Genomic DNA, 19,446 nt, shown 5'->3' with positions numbered 1-19,446 from the left:
TCCGCGTTCTCGCTGCTCACCGGCAAGCCCCAGAACCTCCCTGCTTATGAGCCCGTTCCGGTCTACGTCGTCGAGATCGACGGCGACGACGTGCTCATCGACCCGACTGTGACGAAGGAAGTCTGACATGTCTGTTCTCGAAATCCGCGACCTGCACGTGACGGTCGAGACCGAGGCGGGGACCACCCCGATCCTCAACGGAATCACCCTCACCATGAACACCGGTGAGACCCACGCCATCATGGGGCCGAACGGCTCCGGCAAGTCGACGCTCGCCTATACGATCGCCGGCCACCCCAAGTACACCGTCACCTCCGGGTCGATCACGTTCGACGGCCAGGACGTCCTCGCGATGAGCGTCGATGAGCGCGCCCGCGCAGGTCTGTTCCTCGCGATGCAGTACCCGGTCGAGATCCCCGGCGTCACGGTGACCAACTTCCTGCGCACCGCCAAGACCGCTCTCGACGGCGAAGCGCCGTCGATCCGCGGCTGGACCAAGGACGTCAAGGCGGCCATGGCGAACCTGCGCATGGACCCCAAGTTCGCGCAGCGCAACGTCAACGAGGGCTTCTCCGGTGGCGAGAAGAAGCGGCACGAGATCCTCCAGCTCGAGGTGCTCAAGCCGCAGTTCGCGATCCTCGACGAGACCGACTCCGGCCTCGACGTCGACGCGCTCAAGATCGTCTCCGAGGGCGTCAACCGTGCCAAGGAGTCCACCGGTCTCGGCGTCCTGCTGATCACGCACTACACGCGCATCCTCCGCTACATCCGCCCCGACTTCGTGCACGTGGTCGTCGCCGGCAAGATCGTGGAAGAGGGCGGCCCCGAGCTCGCCGACCGGCTCGAGGAAGAGGGATACGACCGTTTCCTCGACCCCGCAGCCCCCATCGAGGCGTAGGCTGATTCGCATGACAGCCACTCTCACCGACGCGAAGTACGACGAGGTCACCGAGGCTCTCAAAGACGTCATGGACCCCGAGCTCGGGATCAACGTCGTCGACCTCGGCCTGATCTACGATCTCGCGTGGGATGACGAGAACGATGCTCTCGTCATCCACATGACGCTGACCAGTGCCGGCTGCCCCCTGACCGACGTGCTCGAGGACCAGACCGCACAGGCTCTGGACAGCGTCGTCGATCGCTTCCGCATCAACTGGGTGTGGATGCCGCCGTGGGGCCCGGAGAAGATCACCGACGACGGCCGCGACATGATGCGCGCCCTCGGCTTCGCGATCTGAGGATGCTCGAGGTCACGGCTCTGCCCCTGGCGGAGCTTCGCCGGCGCAGCAGCGAGAAGTGGCGGGAGTACCCCGCCGACGTCCTCCCGCTCTTCGTGGCGGAGACGGACTTCGCGCTGGCGCCGGAGATCGAGGCGGCGCTGCGTCGCGCGATCGACCTCGGCGACACCGGGTACGTGGCGTCCCGGACGCCGTTGCCGCAGACGTATGCCGAGTTCGCGCGACGCCGGTTCGGCTGGGAGGCCGACCCCGCGCGGATGCGCAGCACCGCCGACGTCAGCATGGGGATCGTGGAGATCCTCCGACGGGTGACGCAGCCGGGTGAACGGGTCATCGTGACGCCTCCGGTCTATCCGCCCTTCTACGAGCTCGTCGCCGAAGCCGGCGCCGAGGTCGAACGCGTCCCGCTGAGGGACACCGGGAGCGGCTGGGAGCTCGATCTCGACGGCATCCGCGCGGCTTTTGCCGACGGCGTGACCGCGATGCTGCTCTGCAATCCGCACAACCCGACCGGCACGGTGCACAGTCGCGACTCGCTCGCGGCCCTCGCGGAGATCGCCGACGAATACGGCGCCGCGGTCGTCTCCGACGAGATCCACGCCCCGTTGGCGCAGCCGAGTGCGGGCTTCACCCCCTTCCTCGACACCGGCGATGCCGCCGAGCGCGTCGGCTACGCCGTCGTCAGCGCCAGCAAGGCCTTCAATCTCGCCGGTCTCAAGTGCGCACTCATGGTCACGGCGACGGATGCGACCAGCAGCGTGGTGCGCGGTCTCCCCGTCGAAGTCGAGTGGCGCACCGGCCAGTTCGGGCTGCTCGCCGCGGTGGCAGCATTCTCCGAGGAGAGCGACCCCTGGCTCGACGGACTCCTGCGCACCCTCGACCACAACCGGGTCCTGCTGGAGGACCTGCTCGCGGCGAAGCTGCCGGAGGCGCGCTATCGGATCCCGGACGCCGGCTACCTGGCGTGGATCGATCTCTCGGCTCTCGGCTGGGGCGACAACCCCGCACGTCGCATCCTGAAGGAGGCGAAGGTGGCGCTGCACTTCGGTCCCGCCTTCGGAGACGAAGGCCGTGGCCATGTGCGTCTGAACTTCGGCACGAGCACGGAGATCCTCACCGAGGCCATCGAGCGCATCGCGGCGCTCGTGGGTCGATGACCGACGGGACTCCGGCGGCGTCGATCTGGGACAGGGAGCGACTCTGGGTCTCGGTCGGTGCGGTCGCGCTGATCTTCCTCGCGGCGATCGAGGCGCTGGCCGTGACGACGGTGATGCCGATCGTGAGCGAGGCCCTGGACGGCCGCGAGCTCTATGCGGTCGCCTTCGCCGGCACCCTCGCGACCAGCGTGATCGGCATGGTCGCGGCCGGGGCATGGTCGGATGCTCGGGGGCCGCGTGGAGCCCTGTACGTCGCCGTGACCCTGTTCATCGCCGGGCTGCTGCTCTCGGGCTTCGCCGTCAGCATGGAGCAGTTCCTGCTCGGTCGACTGGTCCAGGGCCTCGGCGCGGGAGGGCAGACCGTCGCGCTGTACGTCGTCGTCGCGCGTCTCTACCCCGCGCATCTGCATGGGCGGGTGTTCGCCGCCTTCGCTGCGGCGTGGGTCGTGCCGTCGATGGTCGGTCCGTTCCTCGCGGGAGCTGTCGCCGAGTACCTCGACTGGCGCTGGGCGTTCCTCGGCGTCGCCGTGCTGACGACGATCGCCTTCCTCCTGATCGCGGTGCGTCTGCGCGGGGTGGACCTCGGTCACGGTGAGCCCCAGGACCGCCGTGCGCTGGTCATCCGGCTCGTCCTCGCCGTGGTCGTGGCGACCTTCGCGGTGCTGATCGGGTTCACCGCCGAGCTGACCGTGCAGGTCGGGTGGCCGCTCGCCCTGGCATCCGTCGCCGTGATCGCTGTCGCGGTCCTGCCCCTGCTGCCCCGGAGGACGCTCCGTGCGGGCTTCGGGCTGCCGAGCGTGGTGCTGATGCGCGGCATCGCCGCCGGCGCCTTCTTCGCGGCGGAGGCGTACATCCCCTACCTGCTGATCGAGCGATTCGGCTTCACCGCGACGTGGGCGGGTGTCGCCCTCATGCTGGCGGCGTTCGCCTGGGCCGGTGCCTCTCAGCTGCAGGGCCGCGTCGGCGAGGCCCTCGGCAACACGCGCATCACGGTGATCAGCCTCTCCCTGATGCTGCTCGCGCTGGCGTGCGTCCTGGTGGCCGCCCTGTGGGCCGTGTCACCCGTGCTGGTCGTGGTGGGCTGGGCCTTCGCCGGCGGTGGCATGGGGCTCCTGTACCCCCGACTGACCGTTCTGACCTTGGCGTACTCGAATCCGGGCAATCAGGGATTCAACTCGTCCGCGCTGTCGATCTCGGACTCGACGGGATCAGCCGTGGCGATCGCGCTGGCGGGCCTGGCCGTCGCGAGCCTCGGCGGCGAGGCGACGGCGTTCTCCGTCGTGTTCGCGTTCTGCCTCGGTCTCGTGCTGCTCGGGTTCGTCCCCGGACTCAGGCTCGGTCACGCCGCGGAGTCGGCGCGGCGCTGAGGGGGTCGGCAGAGCCGGCCAAGGCGCGGATGCCGAGGTCGAACACCCGGTCGAGGCCCGCGGTGACGTCGAGCGTCCCGCCGTTCTCCATCGCGCCGTGGCTGTCGGCGTGCATGCGCTGCTGCACGAGTGTCGCGTGGCCCAGGATGAAGTGCAGCAGCGCGACGGCGCGCTGGGCAGGATCCGCCGTGCCCGAGCGGCGAAGCGCGTCTTCGACGGCGGCCTGGGCCGTGGCGGAGCCGAGTCCCAGGGCGTAGGTGCTGAGCACGAGCTCCGCACCGTCGCGGTGCGTGAACAGGGCGTCGCGGATGCTCCGCGCCACCGTCGGGACGTCCGCATCCGCGCGGGGGATCGACGCGGTGATGCGGTCGGCGAGGTCGGCGAGCAGCTCCTGCTTGCTCGAGAAGTGCCAGTAGAGGGCGCTGGGCTGCACGTCGAGACGGCCGGCGATGCGGCGCATGGAGAGGTCGGCGAGCCCCACCTCATCGAGCAGGGCGAGAGCGGCTCGTGCGACGCCCTCGCGGTCGTGCCGCGTCGGGTTGTGCTCCGGGGTCATCCTCTCAGTATAGTGAACGCTGTTCAGGTGAACGGTGTTCAGGAAGGACATGACAATGGCGGAACAGAGCGGCGACCTCGGTCGCGACATGGCCAGGGTGGCGGTCTTCGCCGCGCTCCTCGTGGTGCTCGGCACCGTGACGATCCCGATGCCAGGGGGAGTGCCGGTGACGGCGCAGACGCTCGGGGTGATGCTCGCGGGAGCGGTGCTCGGCCCGCGACTGGCTCCGCTGTCGGTCGTGCTCGTGCTGCTTCTGGCTGCCGTGGGACTGCCGGTCCTCTCGGGAGGACGAGGGGGTCTCGGCGTCTTCCTCGGTCCGACCGCGGGCTATCTGATCGGGTGGATCGCCGGCGCGATCGTCGTCGGACTCATCGTCCGCAGCGGGCGTCCGAGCTGGTGGCGCGTGGGACTCGGGGCTCTGGTGGGCGGCGTCCTGGTGGTCTACCTCTTCGGAATCCCCGTGCAGGCGCTGGTGCTCGGCGTCGACCTCTGGCCGACCGCGGTGTCCAGCCTCGTGTTCCTGCCCGGAGACCTGCTCAAGGTGGTCGCCGCGACGGTGCTCACGGTCATGCTCCGACGCGCGTACCCGCGGGCGTTCGGAACCCGCGACAGCGCGGCCGCTCCCGCCTCCGCCCGTGCGGCCTGAGACGGCGGTCGACACGATCTCGGTCGATCGCGTCTCCGTGGTGCGCGACGGCCGGACGATCCTCCGGGATGTCAGCGTTCAGCTCACGGCGCCGCGGATCGCCGTGATCGGCGCGAACGGATCCGGCAAGTCGACGTTCGCGCGCCTCCTCAACGCGCTGGTGCGCCCGTCGAGCGGGCGGGTGCGCGTGCACGGCCTCGATGCGGAGCGGGACACCGCGGCGCTGCGTCGTCGAGTCGGCTTCGTCTTCACCGACCCCCAGGCCCAGATCCTGATGCCGACCCCGGCGGAGGATCTGGCCCTGTCACTGAGGGGCGAGCCCCGCGCCGAGATCGAGCGGCAGGTCGCCGAGACCCTCACGGCACACGGACTCGCCGCGCACGCCGACGTGCCGGCGTCCGAGCTCTCGGGCGGTCAGAAGCAGATGCTGGCGCTCGCCTCCGTCCTGATCGCGGGGCCGCGCCTGATCGTCGCCGACGAGCCGACCACCCTCCTCGATCTGCGCAATGCGCGCCGCATCTCGGAACTCCTGCTGACGCTCCCCATGCAGGTCGTGATCGTGACCCATGACCTCGAGCTCGCCGCCCGGTGCGACCAGGTGCTGCTCTTCGACGAGGGGCGCCTGATCGCCTCGGGCGAGCCGCATCCGGTCATCGCCGCCTATCGCGACGTCTGCGCATGATCCAGACGTACATCCCCGGCAGCAGCGTCGTGCATCGGATGCGGGCGGCGGCCAAGCTCGCGCTCTTCGCCCTGCTCGCGGTGACGCTGGCGGCGTACCCCCACGACGCGGCGAGCATCGGTGTGGCTCTCGCGGGCGTCTGCGCGCTGTACCTGGTCGCCGGGATCCCGTTCGCCACGATGGTCGTCGAAGTGTGGCGGCTGCGGTGGCTGATCCTGATCCTGGGCATCGGACTGTGGGTGTTCGTGTCGCCGCTGATCGCGTGGATCAACACCACCCGCGTCGTGGCGCTCGTCCTGCTGGCGACGCTGCTCACCGTCACGACGCGCATGGAGAGCCTGCTCGGGGTCCTGCACCGTCTGCTGACCCCCCTCGGCAGGTTCGGCATCGACCCACGGACCGTCTCGATGACCATCGCCCTGGCGCTCACGATGGTGCCGACGGTGGCGCGGTTCTCGACGGAGGTCAGGGATGCCGCATCCGCCCGCGGCATCCGACTCCGCATCCGCTGGATCGTGCCGCTCCTCGTGCGCACGCTACGCCACGCGGATGACGTGGGTGATGCCCTCGCCGCCCGCGGACTGGTGTGAGCACCGGGCGAGGCGGAGCGCCAGCAGGATCGCGATCACGGCGACGGCCGCGGTCACGACCGTCGTGCCCAGGACGAGGAGGAGGACCACCGCACCGATGCCGGTCGACACGGCGGCGGCGACACGGCGAGGCGAATCCGCTGCACGCACGGACGGCCCGGTCTCGATCCGCGTGACGGTGAGAGCGACGACAGCCGTGAGTGCGAGCGCGGTGGCGAGCCAGAGCGGACGCGTCAGCCACCACTCGAGCGTGCTCGGAGCCGGCAGCGGGACACCGATGATCAGAGCGCTCATCGCAGAGAGGCCGGCCATGCCGAGCAGCACCGGCATGTGCCAGAGGTAGATGCTCATCGTGCGGCGGTTCACGAATGCCGCGAGGGCTGCCGGGATCCTCCGGCGGCTGAACCCGTCGAGGCGGTCGCGCAGCAGCGAGACCAGGCTGAGGTGCACGACGCCGACGAGCAGCAGTGCGGCCGTCGGAGGGTTGATGTTGGCGATGAGGTCGGGGGAGTAGACGCCGCTCACGACCGTGCCGATGAGCGCGAGCAGTGCGGCCCCGCCACCGAGGGCGCGAGTGCGCCGGCTGAGGCCGTCGATCGTGCCGTCGGCGAGGAAGAATCCCAGCTGCTGGAGGGCGAGCCAGACGAAGGCGAGATTCAGGAAGCCCAGGCCCTCGATTCCCGTGTGCGCACGCACTGCGTCCACGGCGATGGCCGACGCCACGAACACCAGCAGCGTCGCGCGGGGCGCCCGGGAGTGCAGACCGGCCAGTGCGGGCAGGAGCGCCTGGCACAGCAGGAACACACCCAGGAACCACAGCGGCTGGCCGTAGCGGAATCCCGCGACCGCGACGATCTCCCCCGGCACGCCGTCGACGAGGAGGGCGGCGAGCGCCAGGCCGACGATGCCGATCGCGAAGACGGCGGGTCGGAGGAGCCGGTGCACCCTGCCGGCGATGAACTGCGACGCGCTTCCGCCGCGCGCCTGCATCCGGCGGAAGGCGACGAGACCGGCGAAGCCGCCGATGATGAAGAACAGCGGCATGACCTGCAGCATCCAGCTGAGTGGGATGATCCACCATGCGCCGTCGCTCGCGTTGGCGAAGACCGGGCCTCCGTCGACGACGGTGACCCCGACCATTATCCCGTGCAGCAGCACGACGCCCACCACGCACGCGGCGCGGAGGAGGTCGATGACCGTGTCCCGCCCCGCGGGGAGCGGAGCTCGGTGGGGGGTGAGCGGGGGTGCGTCGACGATGGCCATGGTGTCCTCCTCGGTGGGTGTCCGAGGAGCGTATGAACAGGATGCCGCGCAGGGGATCACCCCCAGGGGTCGTTCGCACCCCTACCGGGGGGTGAACCGGCCCCGGAGCGTCAGGACGCGGGCTCGACCAGGCCGGCGTCGTACGCGAGGATCACGGCGTGCACGCGGTCGCGCAGACCGAGCTTCGCGAGCACCTTGCCGACGTGGGTCTTGACGGTCTGCTCGGCGATGAAGAGGTCGGTGGCGATCTCGCCATTCGACCTGCCCCTGCCGATCAGCACGAGCACCTCTCGCTCGCGATCGGTGAGGTCGGCGAGCGCTGACGCGGCGCGGGGAGTGCGCGGCCGGTGCCCGGCGAACTGCTCGATCATGCGCCTGGTCACGCTGGGGGCGAGCAGTGCATCGCCGGCCGCGACCACGCGCACGGCATGCACCAGCTCCTCCGGCAGGGCGTCCTTGAGGAGGAACCCGCTGGCCCCCGCCTCGAGCGCGTCGTAGACGTAGTCGTCGATGTCGAACGTCGTGAGCATGAGGATGCGCGGCACGTGAGCTGCGGGGTAGCCGGGACCGAGGATGCGGCGGGTCGCCTCGATGCCGTCCACACCCGGCATGCGCACATCCATCAGGATGACGTCCGGATCGAGGCGTGCGGCCAGGGTCACGGCCTCGGCGCCGTCCGCCGCCTGTCCTGCGACCCTGATGCCGTCGTGCGCGTCGAGGAGCGCGGCGAATCCCGCTCTGACCATGGCCTGGTCGTCGGCGATGAGGACGCTGATCGTCACGGGGTCTCCTGGGGATGAACGGGGCGGGTCTCGGTCGGGGCAGCGGCGTCCGCGGTGGCCTCGTCCGTCGCGGGTTCGTGCACCGGGAGGACGGCGCTGACCTCCCAGCCGCCGTCGCTCGTCGGCGCCGCGGCGAAGGAGCCGCCGAGCAGCTCGACGCGCTCGCGCATGCCGCGGAGTCCGTATCCGCCGCCGGTGGGAACGGTCGAGGAGGCAGAGCGGCCATTGCGCACGCGGATGCCGACGGTCGAGGCATCCGTCTGGATGCGCACGGTCACCGGTGCCCCTGACGCATGCCGGACGGCATTGCTCAGCGCCTCCTGGGCGATGCGGAAGGCGGCGATCTGCACGGCCGGAGGGGCGTCCGTGGCGGAGCCGGTGATCTCCAGGCCCACCGTGACACCTGCCCGGCGCAGGGTGTCGACCAGGGAGGGGATGTCGTCGATCGCCTGCACGGGCGCGAGCTCGGCGGTCTGGTCCTCCGTGCGCAGCACCCCGAGCATCCGGCGCATCTCGGTGAGCGAGCTGCGCGCGGTCGCCGCGATGCTGTCGAACTCCGCCGTGGCCTCCTCGCCGACTTCGGGCAGCCGGTACCGAGCGGTCGATGCCTGCACCTGGATCAGGGACATGCTGTGCGCGATGACGTCGTGGAGCTCCCTGGCGATCCGCGTGCGCTCCTCGACGAGCGCGCGCCGGGATTCCTCCAGGGCCGCGTGCTCGCGCTCCTTGATGAGTTCGGCGGAGACTCTGACGCGTCCGGCGATGAGCGTCGCCACGAGGAACATCGCCGCGGCGACGGAGGTGGTCACGATGAGGTCGGCGGTGGCACTTCCGGCGGTCGCCCGGGTGGAGACCACCTCGGGGCGCAGCAGCGGAGCCGTGAGCGAGAGCAGCGTGCCGACGATGAGGGGGAGCACGCCCACGCGCGCGCCGTGCACGAAGGTGACGACGCCGACGAAGAGCACGAAGGTCAGCAGTGCGGGGACCGACCACGGCCAGGGGGACTCTGTCGCCAGCGCGGGATCGACGATCAGGGGCAGTGTGAGCGCGGCTGCGGAGAACAGCGCGATCGCCGACCGAGGGCGGTTGAGCGAGAGGTACGGTGCGCCGCACAGCGCCGCTGCCAGGATGAAGGACAGCGGCAGCAGCGTGCCGTACAGGGCGGTCTGGATCGGCACGAGCACCGCGAACAGCACGAAGCTCGCACCGCCGAGCACAGCCAGGGCGGCGGTGCGACGGCTGATGCGGGGAGCGCGGGGGATGCGCGGCCGACGACGTGCCATGTCCCTCATCCTGCCAGGTGCAGAGCCGGCGCGCGGCGACGGCGGGCGGCGGCGACGCGGTCGATGATCAGCCCGATCACGAGCGCGACGGCGATGCCGATGGCTGCGCTGACGAGCGGCTGGTCCTTGATCCACGACCCTGCAGCGAGGCCGATGACCAGGCTCAGAGCGCTCCAGCTGATGCCGGCGACGATGCTGAGCGGCAGGAATCTGCGCCACGGCAGACCGACGGCGCCGGCCGTCATGTTGACGGCGACACGGCCCACCGGGATGTAGCGCGCGCCGAGGATCAGGGCGGCGCTGCGCTGCGTCAGCGCCTGCTCCGCGGTGGTGAATGCCGCAGCGACCCGCGGACGTCGCATCCAGGCCCACCGGGTGGTGCCCAGACGCCGACCGAGGGCGAACGCGATGTTGTCGCCGATCGTGGCACCCACGGCGGCGACGAGCCCGAGGGGGACGAGACCCCAGAGATCGCCGGTGGAGGCGAGCACCGCCGCCGCCGCCACCAGCACGGTCTCGCTCGGGATGGGCGGGAAGAAGCCGTCGATCACCGTCACCGCGAACAGCACGGCGAAGAGCCAGGGTGAGGCGACGGTCTGCAGGATGAGCTCGTTGATGACGTCCACTCCAGAAGGCTAGGAACGGGGTGCGCCTCCCGGCATCACTCTGAGGTATCGACCGCATCCCCCCGGAGAGGTAGATCCGGGCACTCAGCCAGGCGATCTATACTGGGAGTTTGGCCCCTCGGCCTGAATCCCCTTGAACGAACGGACATCCCGCTGTGCTTGCCGTGCACGAACTCGAGATCCGCGTGGGCGCACGCCTCCTGATGGAGAACGTGTCGTTCCGTGTGAGCGACGGAGACAAGATCGGTCTCGTCGGCCGCAACGGCGCGGGCAAGACCACCCTCACCAAGGTGCTCGCCGGCGATGTCCTCCCCTCCGGCGGCAGCGTGACGCGCTCGGGTGAGCTCGGCTACCTGCCGCAGGACCCCCGCTCGGGCAACCCGGAGGACCTGGCGCGCACGCGCATCCTCGACGCGCGCGGACTCGGTCAGCTCAACCTCGGGATGACCGAAGCATCGATGGCGATGGGTTCCGACGACCCGGCGGTGGCCGACAAGGCGATGAAGCGCTATGCCCGCCTCACCGAGCAGTTCGAGGCTCAGGGAGGGTACGCGGCCGAGGCCGAGGCCGCGTCCATCGCCAACAACCTCTCGCTCCCGGATCGGATCCTCGACCAGCCGCTGTCGACCCTCTCCGGTGGTCAGCGCCGACGCATCGAGCTCGCACGCATCCTGTTCTCGGACGCCGAGACGATGATCCTCGACGAGCCGACCAACCACCTCGACGCCGACAGCGTGGTGTGGCTGCGTGAGTTCCTGAAGAACTACAAGGGCGGGCTGATCGTGATCAGCCACGACGTCGAGCTCGTGGGCGAGACCGTGAACCGCGTGTTCTACCTCGACGCGAACCGTCAGGTCATCGACACGTACAACATGAACTGGAAGAACTACCTGCGTCAGCGGGTGGCCGATGAGGAGCGCCGCAAGAAGGAGCGCGCCAACGCCGAGAAGAAGGCCACGACCCTGCAGCTGCAGGCGGCTCGCTTCGGTGCGAAGGCGTCGAAGGCCGCTGCTGCGCACCAGATGATCGCGCGTGCCGAGAAGCTCCTCGCGGGACTCGACGACGTGCGCCAGGAAGACCGGGTGGCGAAGCTCCGCTTCCCGAAGCCGGCTCCGTGTGGCAAGACGCCGATGATGGCGACCGGCCTGTCGAAGTCGTACGGATCCCTGGAGATCTTCACGGACGTCGACCTCGCGATCGATCGAGGCTCCAAGGTCGTCGTGCTCGGACTCAACGGTGCGGGTAAGACCACGCTCCTGCGGATGCTGGCAGGCGTCGACAAGCCGGACACCGGCCAGCTCGAGCCCGGACACGGACTCAAGGTCGGCTATTACGCCCAGGAGCACGAGAACCTCGACGTGAACCGCTCGGTGCTCGAGAACATGGTCTCGGCCGCGCCTCACATCACCGAGATGGAAGCCCGCAAGGTGCTCGGCTCGTTCCTGTTCACGGGTGATGACGTGCTGAAGCCCGCCGGAGTCCTCTCCGGAGGCGAGAAGACACGTCTGTCGCTCGCGACTCTGGTCGTGTCTTCGGCGAACCTGCTGCTGCTCGACGAGCCGACCAACAACCTCGATCCCGCGTCGCGCGAGGAGATCCTCGGTGCGCTCGCCCACTACGAGGGCGCAGTGGTGCTCGTCTCCCACGACCCCGGCGCGGTGCAGTCGCTCAACCCCGAGCGCGTGCTGATCCTCCCCGACGGCGTCGAGGACATCTGGAGCCAGGACTACCAGGACCTCATCGAGCTCGCGTAGCGCGCGTGCGAGGTGTGCCACGTCCGACGGGAGTGGCATAGTCGACAGGGTGACCCATCACGACTCGGATCTCGGCCTCGCTCAGCTCAACGACTGGCTGAGAGGCCGCCACGCTCTCACGGGCGTCGCCCCGGACTGGGATGTCCGTGACCTGCCGGAGGATCCTGCGATCCTCTTCGCCGACTGGGTGCGTGCGGCCGCGGCAGCAGGGGTGGCGGAGCCGCACACCGTCACTCTGGCGACGGTCGACGCAGAGGGTGTCCCCGACGCGCGCACGCTCATCCTGAAACGGATCGACGAACGAGGGTGGGGCTTCGCGAGCACGAGGTCGTCGCGCAAAGGCGCGCAGCTCGACGCTGTGCGAGCTGCGGCTCTGAACTTCTGGTGGCAGCCGCAGGTCCGAGCGGTGCGAGTACGCGGACGTGTGGAGGAGGCGACGCCGGAGGAGAGCGCCGCCGACCTCGCCGCGCGCTCGGCCGCCGCACGGGCCGGCATCGCTGACGGCGACTGGGTGCTCTGGCGGGTCGTCCCGAGCCGTGTCGAGTTCTGGCAGGGGGAGGCCGATCGGCGCCACACCCGTCTCGTGTACGAGGCAGCCGCTGACGGCTGGAGTCGGACGCTCTCGGGCAGAGCGGCCGACCGGATCGAGGAGGAGACTCGCGCATGAGCGGGTACCAGACCGCGAACGCCCTCACCGGCTGAACGATGGACCAGATCCTCCCGCCTCCGCCGTCGGAGGCTCCGACCTTCGCGGACGACTTCTCGACCGGGCTCGACGGCGAGAAGTGGATCGCCCACTACCTCCCGCAGTGGACGGTTCCCGCGAGATCCGCGGCGCGCTACAAGATCGTCGAGACGGGGCTGCAACTGCGTATCGAGAGCGATCAGCTCGATTGGCGGACGGAGGATGCCCCGCTCCGCGTGTCGAATGTGCAGACCGCGATGTTCTCAGGACCGCTCGGCTCGGCGCGCGGCACACACCGACACCGTTCGGACGGTCTCGAGGTGCGAACGGAGACACCACTGCGCCTGCTGTTCGCTCCTGCCCGCGGACGGATCGATGTGACGGTCGCTGCGAGCACCGACGACGGGTGCATGCTCGCCGCCTGGCTCGTCGGTACCGAACACCTCTCGGACCTGGATGCCGGCGAGATCTGCATCTTCGAGATCGACGCCGATGCCGTCTCGACGACGACACGAGCGCGGACCGGCATCAAGGCTCACGGGGATCCGCGGCTGGAGACGGACATGGCTGAAGTGGTGCTGCCGTTCGATGCGAGCGGGCCGCACACCTGGACCGTGATCTGGGGGGACGGCGAGACGGTGATCGGGTGCGAGGGGATCGTGCTGCGCCGGATTCCGCAGTCGCCGGACTATCCGCTGATGCTCCTGATCGACCTCTTCGAGATCGGCACGCCCTCGGGTGCGTACCCGAAGACCGCCGTCGTCTCCGACGTGCGGGCCTGGGGCTGACGCGTCGGCGTGCGCCGTGCAGCGACGTCTGGGATCCCAGACAGCGGATGCCGTCGACCCGACATGAGCGGACCCGCGCGCGCTGCAATGGGAGCAGCCTGATTCTCGGCGAACCGCGACCATCGATCTCGGATGCGGTGCGAGGGGCTGTGATCGATCATGCGGACGCTCACCCGAGACCGAGCGGCGGCACTCCGACAAGCGACGATGGGGACGCGACGATGACACACTCCGATACACCCGGCACTGCCGAGGCGGCGGGAGGCGCGACGTCTCTCAGCCGTGGCCTCACGGCCAGACACATCCGATTCATGGCGCTGGGCTCGGCGATCGGCACGGGGCTCTTCTACGGGTCAGCCGCCGCGATCGAGAAGGCCGGTCCGAGCGTCCTGCTCGCCTACCTCATCGCCGGAGCGGCCGTCTTCATCGTCATGAGGGCGCTGGGGGAGATGACCGTCCGTCACCCCATCTCCGGATCCTTCGGCCAGTTCGCCAACCGATACCTCGGCGCGCGATGGGGATTCATCACGGGCTGGACCTATGCGTTCGAGATGATCATCGTCGCCCTCGCCGACGTCACCGCCTTCGGCGTGTACATGGGGTTCTGGTATCCCGACGTGCCGCGCTGGATCTGGGTGCTCGCGGTGATCTTCTTCATCGCGGCGATCAACCTGCTCGGTGTGCGCGTGTTCGGCGAACTGGAGTTCTGGCTCGCCCTGGTGAAGGTCTCCGCCGTGATCGCCATGATCGTCGGCGGCATCGCCATCATCGTCTTCGGGTTCCAGAACCAGTCGCCCGATGCATCGGGGATCGGGGCTCTCTTCGACCCGGCCACCGGCGGGTTCTTCCCGCACGGCGCCGAGGGATTCGTGGCCTGCTTCGCGATCGTGGTCTTCGCCTTCGGCGGGATCGAGATCATCGGCATCACGGCGGGCGAGGCGCAGAACCCGAAGAAGGTCATCCCGCAGGCCATCAACAGCGTTCCGGCGCGCGTGCTGCTGTTCTACGTCGGCGCCCTCGCGGTGATCATGATGGTGCGCCCGTGGAACACGATCGGTGCGGAGGGCAGCCCGTTCGTCACCATCTTCGACGGCCTCGGCATCCCTGCAGCTCCCCACGTGCTGAACTTCGTGGTCATCTCGGCGGCACTGTCGGCGATCAACTCGGACGTCTTCGGCGCCGGACGCATGATCTACGGTCTCGCGCAACAGCATCAGGCGCCGGCGGCGTTCACCCGCATCTCCAAATCAGGGGTCCCGTGGATGACCGTCGTGGTGATGATGTGCGCGCTGGGGGTGGGGGTGATCCTGAACGCGGTGATCCCGGAGGACGTCTTCGTCATCATCGCGTCGATCGCCACCTTCGCGACCGTCTGGGTGTGGCTGATGATCGTGGCCTCCCATCTCTCGATGAAGCGGACCATCCGCCGGGAAGGTCTGCTGCCGTCGGAGTTCCCGGTGCCGCTGTGGCCGGTGGCCTCCTGGCTCACCGTGGGGTTCCTGGTGTTCGTGGTGGGGCTGCTGTGCTGGTTCGAGGACACGCGGGTGGCGATCGTCGTGGGAGTGATCTGGCTCGCAGTGCTGACCGCGGCGTATCAGTTCGCGGTCGGACGATCGGGCAAGGATCGTGCCGAACTGCAGGATGAGACGGCGCCCATCCGGATCATCGTGGCGGACGACACTCCGCCTGGCGCACGGTAGCCGGACGCGACGTCCGTTCCGGCGCAGTGTTCACCCGGAACGGGCGTCAGCGGGCGTCAGCGCGCGTCGAGCAGCTCGTCCTCGATGTCGGCATCCCTGTCGCGTCGACGGGACGGTTTGACCGGTGCGACGACGCCCTCCACCTCTTCGCGGTGCTTCACGATCTCGGTGCGGATGATGTAGCCGATGAAGATGAAGCCCATCAGGGCGAACAGGATCCACTGGATCGCGTAGGACAGGTGCGGGCCGGGGTCGTCGGTGGGGGAGTCGAAGCCGCCGAGCGTGCCCTCACCCGCAGGATCCTCGCTGACGACCTGGCCGTAGGCGCTCGTGATCACGTCCGCATCGACGAGCTCGTCGATCGCGGGGAGATGGATCGTCGGCACCTGGCCCTCGGGCGCTCCGCGGCCGGATGCCGGCAGCTGCTCGCTCGGGCGGAGGCGGACGACGACCTCGACCTCACCGCTCGGGGCGGCGGGGACGGAATCGGGGGAGTCGCCCTCGCCGGGCGGCACCCATCCGCGGTCGACGAGGAACACGCGGCCGTCGACGTCGCGGAACGGGACCAGCACCTCGTAGGCGCTGGTGCCACCGTGCGGACGGTTGCGCACGAGCAGCTGCTCGTCGCTCAGGTACTCGCCGTTCAGCACCACCGGGTGCCACACGTCTCCGGGGTCGAGGGCGCCGTCCGCTCCGATCAGCTCGGCGAGCGGCACGGGATCCGCGTCGTAGTTCTTCTCGACCAGCGCGATCTGCTCGGCGCGGTTCTCGTTCCGCTCGAACTGCCAGTTCGACAGGAAGGCGCAGGCGACCGCGAAGCCGATCGCGACCAGCACGTAGACGGTCCATCGACCCATCCGGGCGCTCATGAAGGCACACCATCTCTCACGGTCACGGGGAAGTCCCTGGCTGCCAGATAGTCGCGGAGGAACCCGACGTGCTCATCGCACGCGAGCCACACCTTCTCGCGGTCGGCGGCATGGATACGAGGGTTGCGCCACACCACCTGCATGGTCGCCGCGGTCCGGCATCCGGCGCGCGAGCACTCCAGTGCACTCACTCGCGGTCCTGGCGGCTTTCGCGGATGGTGAAGATGTCGGGACCCGGGGTCTCGTCGACGCGCTCGGCGACGGTCGGGACCGGGGCCTCGAGCTGCTGCACGGGTGATTCGGCGACCGTCTCGGTGCTGTCGCTCCCCGCATTGGCGAAGACCACGGCGATGTACGGGAGCACGGCCGCCGCGAGCGCGAACACCCACGTGTACCAGCCGTAGGGCTGGATGAACATCATCAGACCGAAGCACACGATGCGGATGGTCATCGTGAGCGCGTATCGACGCACGCGGTGGTCCGCCTCCGCCTGCGGATTCTGCGGCAGGGAGGTGACAGCAGGGACCAGGTGCTTGCTCTTCACGATGCCTCCAGCCTACGCCGCCGGAGGGCAGGCGGCGCGCGGAATGCGAGCGTCAGGTCGAGAAGAGGAACGGCAGGGTGAAGGCGCCGACGAAGACGAAGCTCACGATGGTCATGATGATCCCGATCGCCAGGAGGCCGATCATGACGTACCCCATGATCAGGCCGGCGATGGCCATCCCCCGACCGCCGAGCGCAGGGTTCGCCTTCGTCTGACGCAGCGCCATGTGGCCGGTGATCACCGCGACGATCGAGGCGATCAGGGGAATCACCGCCCAGAACAGCACGACGCCCGCGATACCGCAGATGAGCGACGTGGTGGCGAGCCCACTGGTCGGGCGCGGAGCGGCGTACGACGGAGCGGCGTAGGCCGGGGAGGTCGGGTAGGCGCCGCCCTGCTGCGGCGCGGCCGGGTAGCCCGCCGCGTAGCCGGGCGAGGTCGCACCGTACGGCTGAGGTGCAGCGCTCCCGTACGGCTGCACAGCCGAGCCGGTGTGCGGCTGCGGCGCGGACGGGTATGCGGGCGCTGCGCCCGGGTAGGCCTGGGTCGGCTGTGCAGAGAGCGAGTCCGCCTGCTGCGGCGGTGCCGGAGGAGCAGGCGCGAAGGGCGCTGCCGGAGCGGGCGGCGGTTGATGCGCGGCCGGGGAGGTCGGGATGCTGCTGTCGCTCACGGTGATGCCTTTCGTCGCGTTCAGCGTCGCAGTCGGTGCGTGCGCTGTCAAACGTGCGACCGGACCCGAACGCCCATCATCGATAGGATCGATGTCGACCAGGCCCATCCCCCCGCGGCCGGATCAGGAGTGGAAATGAGTTCTCGTGTCGTGCTCGTCACCGGCGGCAACCGCGGTATCGGCCGTGCGATCGCCGAACGATTCGTCCGCGACGGGTTCCGGGTGGCCGTCACCGCGCGCAGTGGGGAAGGGCCCGAAGGCACCCTGACGGTGCGCGCCGACGTGACGGATGCCGCAGCGCTCGACGCCGCATTCACCGAGGTCGAGCAGCAGCTCGGTCCGGTCGAGATCGTCGTCGCCAACGCCGGCATCACCAAGGACACACTGCTGCTGCGCATGAGCGAGGACGACTTCGACAGCGTCGTCGCCACCAACCTCGGCGGCACGTTCCGCGTGGTCAAGCGGGCATCGAAGGGGATGCTGCGCGCTCGCTTCGGTCGCGTCATCCTGATCTCCAGCGTCGTCGGCCTCTACGGGTCGGCCGGTCAGGTGAACTACTCGGCGTCCAAGGCGGCGCTCGTCGGGTTCGCCCGTTCGCTCACGCGTGAGCTGGGTGGTCGTGGCATCACGGCCAACGTCGTCGCACCGGGCTTCATCGAGACCGACATGACCGCCGAGCTGCCCGAAGAGACGCAGAAGCAGTACAAGGCGAACATCCCCGCCGGCCGCTTCGCGACGCCCGACGAGGTCGCGGGTGTGGTCACCTGGCTCGCCGGGGACGACGCGGGCTACATCTCCGGTGCCGTCATCCCGGTGGATGGCGGACTCGGCATGGGGCACTGACCCCGCCCGGGATCCGGCTGCCGCGCGCGCTCAGCTCCGCGTGACCGCCGCGTCGATCAGCGTCGCCAGGCGATCCGGCACCGAGAACTGCGGCCAATGACCTGAGCCGATCCGCACGACCTCGACGTCGTCGATGGCCCGGAACTCCTCGGCGTACGGGCCCCACTGATCGAGCTCCGACTCGAGGGTCTCCTGATCCATGCCGCCCATCAGCAGCGTGACGGGCACCCCGAAGCGGGCGTCCGAGCGCAGTTCGATCGGGTCCGTCGGCACACGGGCGGGAACGCTCCGGGTGAGACCCGCCGTCCGCGTGCGCGTCGCGTCATCGAGATCGTCGACGTCTTCAGCGGGGAAGTGATCCCAGCCGGGGAACGGGACGACGCCGTCGACCACCTCGAACTCGCTGATGCCGGAGCCGGAGGGCGGCGGTACGGTGTCGACGAACACGGTCCGTGCGACGGCCGCCGGGCGCGCGTCGGTGACACCCCAGGCGACGTTGCCGCCGCCGCTGTGCCCGACCACCACGACCGGAGCGCCGACCCGGTCGACGGCGGCCGCCGCGGCGTCGACCCAGTCGGACATACCGATCTCGGACGAGTCGGCGGCGCTCGCACCGACACCCGGCATGGTCAGAGGATGCACGGTGTGACCGGCGCGCTCGAGATGCGCGGCGACCTCGGTCCAGCTGGAGGCGTCGAGCCAGAGGCCCGGGATGAGGATGATGTCCATGCGCCGACGATAGACCGGGCCTCGGACAGACCGCTACGGGAGCAGCGCGATGACCTCCGAGAGGTCCTGCGGGCCGATCACGAGACTCGCGGCCTCGCGCACGGCCGGCTTCGCGTTGAACGCGAGACCGAGCCCGGCGGCGGCCATCATCTGCAGGTCGTTGGCGCCGTCGCCGATGGCGATGGTCGCGTGACGGGGGACGCCGAGCTCGTCCGCCCACCGACGCAGGGACTGGGCCTTCACCGCGGCATCCACGATGTCGCCCTCGACGCGTCCGGCGAGCGCGCCGTCGACGACCTCGAGGCGATTCGCGCGCCAGCGGTCGACGCCGAGCCCTGGAGCGACATCGTCGAGGATCTCGTGGAATCCCCCCGAGACGACGCCGACGACACCGCCGCGTTCGTGCACGGCGGTGGTCAGCTCACGCACGCCGGGGGTCGGCTCGATGCGGGCGAGCACGCGGGCGAACCTCGACACCGGCACGCCCTCGAGGGCCGCGACGCGAGAGCGCAGGCTCGCCGCGAAGTCGATCTCGCCGCGCATCGCGGCCTCGGTCGCCGCCTGCACCTCGGCACCTCGACCCGCCTCGTCGGCGATCAGCTCGATCACCTCGTTGCGGATGAGGGTGGAATCGGCATCGAGGACGACGAGGAAGCGCGCAGAGGTCACGCCTT

The 19,446-nt window shown here is 69.6% G+C and carries 23 protein-coding genes and 1 pseudogene; 13 read left to right on the top strand and 11 right to left on the bottom strand.

Annotated features, from left to right (window positions below):
* The 5 genes and pseudogenes from ACESK8_RS15870 to ACESK8_RS15850 form a co-directional block, all read left to right on the top strand.
* Positions 1–126: pseudogene (locus ACESK8_RS15870) on the top strand (non-heme iron oxygenase ferredoxin subunit); the annotation flags it as partial.
* A gap of 1 nt (position 127) precedes the next feature.
* Complete coding sequence (gene sufC / locus ACESK8_RS15865) at positions 128–898, top strand: Fe-S cluster assembly ATPase SufC (protein WP_060926109.1); 771 nt, start codon at positions 128–130, stop codon at positions 896–898.
* A 10-nt stretch (positions 899–908) separates the two neighbouring features.
* Complete coding sequence (locus ACESK8_RS15860) at positions 909–1,238, top strand: metal-sulfur cluster assembly factor (RefSeq protein WP_060926108.1); 330 nt, start codon at positions 909–911, stop codon at positions 1,236–1,238.
* Positions 1,239–1,240: 2 nt separating this feature from the next.
* Positions 1,241–2,395 carry a MalY/PatB family protein gene (locus ACESK8_RS15855; protein ID WP_372969489.1) on the top strand — a complete coding sequence of 385 codons (1,155 nt, stop codon included), beginning with the start codon at positions 1,241–1,243 and terminating at the stop codon, positions 2,393–2,395.
* A complete protein-coding gene (locus tag ACESK8_RS15850; RefSeq protein WP_372969488.1) occupies positions 2,392–3,762 on the top strand; it encodes an MFS transporter in 1,371 nt (456 codons plus the stop codon). Before ACESK8_RS15855 ends, ACESK8_RS15850 begins: the two co-directional genes overlap by 4 nt.
* On the opposite strand, the gene ACESK8_RS15845 is transcribed toward ACESK8_RS15850, so the two are convergent.
* Entirely contained in the window at positions 3,725–4,318 is a 594-nt protein-coding gene (locus ACESK8_RS15845) for a TetR family transcriptional regulator (RefSeq protein WP_372969487.1), read from the bottom strand. The genes ACESK8_RS15850 and ACESK8_RS15845 overlap by 38 nt on opposite strands.
* A 49-nt stretch (positions 4,319–4,367) precedes the next feature.
* Here ACESK8_RS15845 and ACESK8_RS15840 point away from each other — a divergent pair, with 49 nt between their 5' ends.
* The 3 genes from ACESK8_RS15840 to ACESK8_RS15830 are packed head-to-tail and all read left to right on the top strand — an operon-like array spanning position 4,368 to position 6,236.
* Positions 4,368–4,964: a biotin transporter BioY gene (locus ACESK8_RS15840; protein WP_372969486.1), complete on the top strand. Its 597-nt coding sequence runs from the start codon at positions 4,368–4,370 to the stop codon at positions 4,962–4,964.
* On the top strand, positions 4,954–5,646 hold the full coding sequence (locus tag ACESK8_RS15835; protein WP_372969485.1) for an energy-coupling factor ABC transporter ATP-binding protein: 693 nt from the start codon (positions 4,954–4,956) through the stop codon (positions 5,644–5,646). The genes ACESK8_RS15840 and ACESK8_RS15835 overlap by 11 nt, the downstream gene beginning before the upstream one ends.
* Positions 5,643–6,236 (top strand): energy-coupling factor transporter transmembrane component T, encoded by a 594-nt coding sequence (locus tag ACESK8_RS15830; protein ID WP_372969484.1) that lies wholly within the window; start codon positions 5,643–5,645, stop codon positions 6,234–6,236. Before ACESK8_RS15835 ends, ACESK8_RS15830 begins: the two co-directional genes overlap by 4 nt.
* On the opposite strand, the gene ACESK8_RS15825 is transcribed toward ACESK8_RS15830, so the two are convergent.
* The 4 genes from ACESK8_RS15825 to ACESK8_RS15810 form a co-directional block, all read right to left on the bottom strand.
* Positions 6,183–7,499 (bottom strand): acyltransferase, encoded by a 1,317-nt coding sequence (locus ACESK8_RS15825; protein WP_372969483.1) that lies wholly within the window; start codon positions 7,497–7,499, stop codon positions 6,183–6,185. The genes ACESK8_RS15830 and ACESK8_RS15825 overlap by 54 nt on opposite strands.
* A 110-nt stretch (positions 7,500–7,609) precedes the next feature.
* A complete protein-coding gene (locus ACESK8_RS15820; RefSeq protein ID WP_372969482.1) occupies positions 7,610–8,281 on the bottom strand; it encodes a response regulator in 672 nt (223 codons plus the stop codon).
* The gene (locus ACESK8_RS15815; protein ID WP_372969481.1) at positions 8,278–9,564 is read right to left on the bottom strand and encodes a sensor histidine kinase; all 1,287 of its coding nucleotides are present in this window, start codon (positions 9,562–9,564) and stop codon (positions 8,278–8,280) included. Before ACESK8_RS15815 ends, ACESK8_RS15820 begins: the two co-directional genes overlap by 4 nt.
* A 5-nt stretch (positions 9,565–9,569) precedes the next feature.
* Positions 9,570–10,190, bottom strand: a complete 621-nt coding sequence (locus ACESK8_RS15810) for a DedA family protein (protein WP_372969480.1) — start codon at positions 10,188–10,190, stop codon at positions 9,570–9,572.
* A 155-nt stretch (positions 10,191–10,345) separates the two neighbouring features.
* Between ACESK8_RS15810 and ACESK8_RS15805 the strand changes: the two genes are divergently transcribed.
* From ACESK8_RS15805 to ACESK8_RS15790, 4 genes are all read left to right on the top strand, one after another.
* Positions 10,346–11,944 carry an ABC-F family ATP-binding cassette domain-containing protein gene (locus ACESK8_RS15805; RefSeq protein WP_372969479.1) on the top strand — a complete coding sequence of 533 codons (1,599 nt, stop codon included), beginning with the start codon at positions 10,346–10,348 and terminating at the stop codon, positions 11,942–11,944.
* A gap of 49 nt (positions 11,945–11,993) precedes the next feature.
* A complete protein-coding gene (locus ACESK8_RS15800; RefSeq protein ID WP_372969478.1) occupies positions 11,994–12,611 on the top strand; it encodes a pyridoxamine 5'-phosphate oxidase family protein in 618 nt (205 codons plus the stop codon).
* A gap of 38 nt (positions 12,612–12,649) precedes the next feature.
* Positions 12,650–13,417, top strand: coding sequence for a hypothetical protein (locus tag ACESK8_RS15795; RefSeq protein ID WP_372969477.1), 768 nt, complete (start codon positions 12,650–12,652; stop codon positions 13,415–13,417).
* Between the two features lie 221 nt (positions 13,418–13,638).
* Entirely contained in the window at positions 13,639–15,117 is a 1,479-nt protein-coding gene (locus ACESK8_RS15790; protein ID WP_372969476.1) for an amino acid permease, read from the top strand.
* Between the two features lie 56 nt (positions 15,118–15,173).
* On the opposite strand, the gene ACESK8_RS15785 is transcribed toward ACESK8_RS15790, so the two are convergent.
* Genes ACESK8_RS15785 through ACESK8_RS15770 form a run of 4 tightly spaced genes read right to left on the bottom strand, consistent with a single transcriptional unit; the run spans position 15,174 to position 17,200 of the window.
* Positions 15,174–15,986 (bottom strand): SURF1 family protein, encoded by an 813-nt coding sequence (locus ACESK8_RS15785; protein ID WP_372969475.1) that lies wholly within the window; start codon positions 15,984–15,986, stop codon positions 15,174–15,176.
* Complete coding sequence (locus tag ACESK8_RS15780; RefSeq protein WP_372969474.1) at positions 15,983–16,177, bottom strand: hypothetical protein; 195 nt, start codon at positions 16,175–16,177, stop codon at positions 15,983–15,985. Before ACESK8_RS15780 ends, ACESK8_RS15785 begins: the two co-directional genes overlap by 4 nt.
* Complete coding sequence (locus ACESK8_RS15775) at positions 16,174–16,530, bottom strand: DUF3099 domain-containing protein (RefSeq protein WP_372969473.1); 357 nt, start codon at positions 16,528–16,530, stop codon at positions 16,174–16,176. Before ACESK8_RS15775 ends, ACESK8_RS15780 begins: the two co-directional genes overlap by 4 nt.
* Positions 16,531–16,582: 52 nt before the next feature.
* Positions 16,583–17,200 carry a DUF4190 domain-containing protein gene (locus tag ACESK8_RS15770; RefSeq protein WP_372969472.1) on the bottom strand — a complete coding sequence of 206 codons (618 nt, stop codon included), beginning with the start codon at positions 17,198–17,200 and terminating at the stop codon, positions 16,583–16,585.
* Between the two features lie 135 nt (positions 17,201–17,335).
* Between ACESK8_RS15770 and ACESK8_RS15765 the strand changes: the two genes are divergently transcribed.
* Positions 17,336–18,043, top strand: coding sequence for a beta-ketoacyl-ACP reductase (locus ACESK8_RS15765; RefSeq protein ID WP_060926092.1), 708 nt, complete (start codon positions 17,336–17,338; stop codon positions 18,041–18,043).
* A gap of 30 nt (positions 18,044–18,073) precedes the next feature.
* On the opposite strand, the gene ACESK8_RS15760 is transcribed toward ACESK8_RS15765, so the two are convergent.
* On the bottom strand, positions 18,074–18,772 hold the full coding sequence (locus ACESK8_RS15760; RefSeq protein WP_372969471.1) for an alpha/beta fold hydrolase: 699 nt from the start codon (positions 18,770–18,772) through the stop codon (positions 18,074–18,076).
* Between the two features lie 33 nt (positions 18,773–18,805).
* Positions 18,806–19,441 carry a phosphoserine phosphatase SerB gene (serB, locus tag ACESK8_RS15755; protein ID WP_372969470.1) on the bottom strand — a complete coding sequence of 212 codons (636 nt, stop codon included), beginning with the start codon at positions 19,439–19,441 and terminating at the stop codon, positions 18,806–18,808.
* Between the last annotated feature and the right edge of the window lie 5 nt (positions 19,442–19,446).

Source organism: Microbacterium sp. (genome assembly GCF_041641055.1).
GTDB lineage: Bacteria > Actinomycetota > Actinomycetes > Actinomycetales > Microbacteriaceae > Microbacterium.
Note: the sequence above shows the minus strand (reverse complement) of the source record. Positions and strands in the feature narration are given on the sequence as shown.

Bases quoted from the DNA above. Each gene is read 5' to 3' on its own strand.
- ACESK8_RS15850 (WP_372969488.1), top strand. From the start codon at position 2,392: ATGACCGACGGGACTCCGGCGGCGTCGATCTGGGACAGGGAGCGACTC.
- ACESK8_RS15845 (WP_372969487.1), bottom strand. From the start codon at position 4,318: ATGACCCCGGAGCACAACCCGACGCGGCACGACCGCGAGGGCGTCGCA.
- ACESK8_RS15860 (WP_060926108.1), top strand. From the start codon at position 909: ATGACAGCCACTCTCACCGACGCGAAGTACGACGAGGTCACCGAGGCT.
- sufC (WP_060926109.1), top strand. From the start codon at position 128: ATGTCTGTTCTCGAAATCCGCGACCTGCACGTGACGGTCGAGACCGAG.
- ACESK8_RS15765 (WP_060926092.1), top strand. From the start codon at position 17,336: ATGAGTTCTCGTGTCGTGCTCGTCACCGGCGGCAACCGCGGTATCGGC.
- ACESK8_RS15785 (WP_372969475.1), bottom strand. From the start codon at position 15,986: ATGAGCGCCCGGATGGGTCGATGGACCGTCTACGTGCTGGTCGCGATC.
- ACESK8_RS15795 (WP_372969477.1), top strand. From the start codon at position 12,650: ATGGACCAGATCCTCCCGCCTCCGCCGTCGGAGGCTCCGACCTTCGCG.
- ACESK8_RS15790 (WP_372969476.1), top strand. From the start codon at position 13,639: ATGACACACTCCGATACACCCGGCACTGCCGAGGCGGCGGGAGGCGCG.
- ACESK8_RS15760 (WP_372969471.1), bottom strand. From the start codon at position 18,772: ATGGACATCATCCTCATCCCGGGCCTCTGGCTCGACGCCTCCAGCTGG.
- ACESK8_RS15825 (WP_372969483.1), bottom strand. From the start codon at position 7,499: ATGGCCATCGTCGACGCACCCCCGCTCACCCCCCACCGAGCTCCGCTC.
- ACESK8_RS15855 (WP_372969489.1), top strand. From the start codon at position 1,241: ATGCTCGAGGTCACGGCTCTGCCCCTGGCGGAGCTTCGCCGGCGCAGC.
- ACESK8_RS15840 (WP_372969486.1), top strand. From the start codon at position 4,368: ATGACAATGGCGGAACAGAGCGGCGACCTCGGTCGCGACATGGCCAGG.
- ACESK8_RS15815 (WP_372969481.1), bottom strand. From the start codon at position 9,564: ATGGCACGTCGTCGGCCGCGCATCCCCCGCGCTCCCCGCATCAGCCGT.
- ACESK8_RS15830 (WP_372969484.1), top strand. From the start codon at position 5,643: ATGATCCAGACGTACATCCCCGGCAGCAGCGTCGTGCATCGGATGCGG.